The sequence below is a fragment of the Acetobacter farinalis genome, assembly GCF_011516935.1.
Lineage (GTDB): Bacteria > Pseudomonadota > Alphaproteobacteria > Acetobacterales > Acetobacteraceae > Acetobacter > Acetobacter farinalis.
This window is the reverse complement of sequence record NZ_WOTF01000069.1, coordinates 1-719: the sequence shown is the minus strand read 5'-3', so window position 1 is coordinate 719 and position 719 is coordinate 1. Positions and strand designations below refer to the sequence as shown.

Below are 719 nucleotides of genomic sequence, written 5' to 3'. Positions count from 1 at the left end.
AATGCCGCCACTGGTAACGGTTTCGAAGCTTCTCGGATCCCTGATGACGGCACCGATGGTTGTCCCGCCCTGCAGGAAAATGCCACCGCTGTTGGTCACGGTTGTGTTGGAGGCCACCCCGCCGGAGTAAACGGTCTGACCGGCAAAGCCTGTTGCCAGCGTTCCTGTGGTCGTGCCGCCTGAAGAGACAACTTCAATGGTTGCCGCTCCGGAAATCACCGTGCCAACGGTTGAGCCGCCTCTTACCTGGATCTGCCCCGCGCTGATTGCGCTCACATTCTGGGCCTGACCAGACGGGAGAACCGTCAGGGTGCCGCCAGAAAGCGTCCCGGAAATAACTTTCCCACCAGAAGAAACGACAGTGTCCCCGCTGTAAATGCCATTTTGGCCACCCTGAAGGGTTCCGCCAGACTGAACGGTTGTGTTGCTAACATCGCCATAAGTGTCAGTATATAGTGTGCCACCAGCAGCAACTGTATTATCAGTTGCTGAACCGTAATCCGTTACGTTAACCGTATTGCCCGATGCAATCGTGTTGTTTGAATAAACTGGATTACTGGATGTAACATTTGTTGTAGTCATGCCAGCTTCTTCCTTTCCGGCTAAATTTAGAGCACGTCCACTTTATTCCGGCTCATATCCAGCGGCTGTAAAGAAGTTGGCGCATTCGTCAGGAGTGAAAGCATCCAGGACTGATCCGGCGGCATCCCACAAGGTTG

General features: G+C 53.8%; 1 pseudogene. It reads right to left on the bottom strand.

The window, feature by feature from the left end:
* Positions 1-582, bottom strand: a pseudogene (locus tag GOB82_RS13225) (hypothetical protein); the annotation flags it as partial.
* Positions 583-719 lie beyond the last annotated feature (137 nt).